A 2538-nucleotide genomic window follows, 5' to 3' on the forward strand; every position below is an offset into this window, starting at 1 on the left:
CGACAGGCTATTACTAATGATTTGCTATAAGCAATAATCCCAAGTGAGTTATTTGTTGGATGTGTGGAATTGTCAAACTTTGCGATTCGGCTTAATGTTGTGAGCTCGCGTTTGAGTTGGGTTAGTAATCTTAATGGTGCTTCTGAATCATTTGTAGTAATAGTCGTTAAAGAGTCTTGTTCATCAATGTGATGTTTATGACTGTGGGTAGAATACTTGATGTAGTAATAGACTTGACGAGCTATTACATACTTACTATCTGCATCAAGTGCAGAGCTTGAGTTCTCATAATCAAGGAAAATTAGTCCGTTAGGTTCTATTTTTATATCAAGTACTGCCTTCAAACAGTCCTCTTTCAGGCCACTGATATGCTCTCCCTCTTTTAGAAGAGCTTTGAGCTTAGTATATTGCTCATCAATGTTATCTTTGCAGATGTTGTGAGTTAAATTATGGAGAGGCATCTCCCGTTTTTCGTTTAAGTCGTCAGGCTCTGCATCTAACGGATAAATGAGTATTGTAGCGTGTAAAGCGCGTTCATCCATATCCGGAGATTCATTTACTTCGCCACAAGTAAAAAGCCTAAATTGTCCAATTGTATTGTTTTCGTTATCTAGCTTTGTATCTCGCCAATCCACCCAAGATTGAAGTATTATTCTTCGAACATGTGAGTCAGCGTGAGAGCCATTGGCTGATAAATTTTCGTCAATGACAGAAAGGTCTTTGTGTTCAGGAGTTGTAAAACCTCCTTTAATTCCGACTTTTGTTAAACCAAAGTCTAGATGACCATTTACGCATGGTATCCAACCGACGTAACGATAATCTTTATTTTCCTTCACTTTTTACTTCCATATAAACAAAAAAATCCTGCCATAGGCAGGACTTCTTAAAAAATAATTTTCTGTTAGGCCAGACGACTATACCATGCCGATGATTTTTTTTGGTCTTTGATTACGCCGGATTTATTATGGTTTAACTTCATCCCATGACATAAACCTGAGCCTGATGGCGTCACACCAACTTTTCTTAATTCATCTTCTCTTCGTTTCATTTTACTCTGAAGACGAATTATAGCCACTGAGTACACTAAGTATGCACAAATAGCCAAAGCTAAGGCATATAATAAGGTAGCCATTTTATTCTCCTTGGATTCCCATACGAGGGGCGCAGAATTGTACACATATGCAGCATTTCCGTCAACTACATACGATTTCTCTTTATCTAGATTCGTTTACATTGGGTATATTGTCAATAAAATAACTATTACTAATACGTGAAAATACGATGGGTGATCAGTTCTAATGCCACTAAGTAGCATCTAGTACATTTATTTACAGAACTCCAAGTAAAAGCATCTGAGCCGCGATGCGGCTCTAGTTCCACGGTTTTTTAATACACAACTAATGAATTCGACTAATCAGTTTTTCCCTAGCTTTACGCTTCGCAACGAAATCTAGATAATCTCATAAAATTAGGCTTGTTTAAGTTCTCCGGTTTTTGTGTCCGCTTTCCCTTTATAGAGCGGGTGTATGGGGGACTCATCGCGCTTACAGAATACACCACCTATTAACGTTACAAATTCGGCTCACGAACTCTATCTACGTCGCCAGCGTATTTTTGCTTTGTAATAGGCAGCGACAAAGAAATAGGGCGTGCGCCTGCGCGCTTCATCCAACGTTCAGTATAAGAAAAATGGAGCCCACCGCTCTTATCTTTTAACAGTGTACCTACTTTGACCCCGTTAAGGCTTACCATCAGCTCCATATTACCACTCCTGATCCCAGCCACTATCAGTCTTTTGGCCGCTTTCATTTTCTTGCTTTGGCTTGAGTTCAATAGAGAGACCGAGTTCATGCGCAATTTTAAAGAGGGTATCAATACGGGAGGTACCGGCAGAATTTTCAATAGCCGAGATGGTTTTTTGCTTTAAACCAACATGCTGTGCCACATCGGTTTGCGTACGGTTTAGCGTATTTCGATGTAGCTTTATATAATCAGCCAGTTCTTTTGAGTTATTAAGCTTCATTATGCCTCTCCACTATTAATCCCTTTAAGGTATAACTTTAAACGTAACCCCTAAAAGGTATATTAAGTTCAATATACCCTTTACGGTATAAGTGTCAAATTATACCTTGCAGGGTGTTATTTATTTTAAAGCATTTCCCGTGACGTAACCGTGACCAATGGTGTTAATCGATGTAAATCGGCTAGTGCTCATGAAACTCTCAATCCCTTTATACACGCTGTGTAGACGCTTTCCGCCGGGGTAGACCGATTAAGCCCTTTTCGACGAGGCCTCCTTCCGAGGCGAAGGTCACAGGTTCGAATCCTGTCGGGTGCGCCATTTCTTTCTAATGTATTGATTTTTCTTAGTCACAAGACTTTTCAAAGTAGTTATACTCCTTCTCACGACTTCATTTTTAAGTGCGCCAACTTGCCTTTAACTTCGCCTCACTCTATGCGTAGCCCCAGCTTTGCCCAGTCATTGCTATGTTTCAGCGTTATTGTCGCGTTGATAGCGGGTGGTTTATTTGGCTTAGG

4 protein-coding genes are annotated in these 2538 nt (G+C 40.0%); all 4 read right to left on the reverse strand.

The window, feature by feature from the left end; genetic code table 11:
* Window positions 1-836 (reverse strand): hypothetical protein (locus AAC006_RS21090; RefSeq protein WP_339892493.1); only part of this gene is annotated, 836 nt, incomplete at its 3' end.
* 65 nt (window positions 837-901) lie between these two features.
* On the reverse strand, window positions 902-1132 hold the full coding sequence (locus AAC006_RS21095; protein WP_013786127.1) for a hypothetical protein: 231 nt from the start codon (window positions 1130-1132) through the stop codon (window positions 902-904).
* 437 nt (window positions 1133-1569) lie between these two features.
* Window positions 1570-1761 carry a HipA N-terminal domain-containing protein gene (locus AAC006_RS21100; RefSeq protein ID WP_013786126.1) on the reverse strand — a complete coding sequence of 64 codons (192 nt, stop codon included), beginning with the start codon at window positions 1759-1761 and terminating at the stop codon, window positions 1570-1572.
* A gap of 1 nt (window position 1762) precedes the next feature.
* A complete protein-coding gene (locus AAC006_RS21105) occupies window positions 1763-2023 on the reverse strand; it encodes a helix-turn-helix domain-containing protein (RefSeq protein WP_013786125.1) in 261 nt (86 codons plus the stop codon).
* Between the last annotated feature and the right edge of the window lie 515 nt (window positions 2024-2538).

It is taken from the genome of uncultured Alteromonas sp., assembly GCF_963976965.1.
Taxonomy (GTDB): Bacteria; Pseudomonadota; Gammaproteobacteria; order Enterobacterales; family Alteromonadaceae; genus Alteromonas; species Alteromonas naphthalenivorans.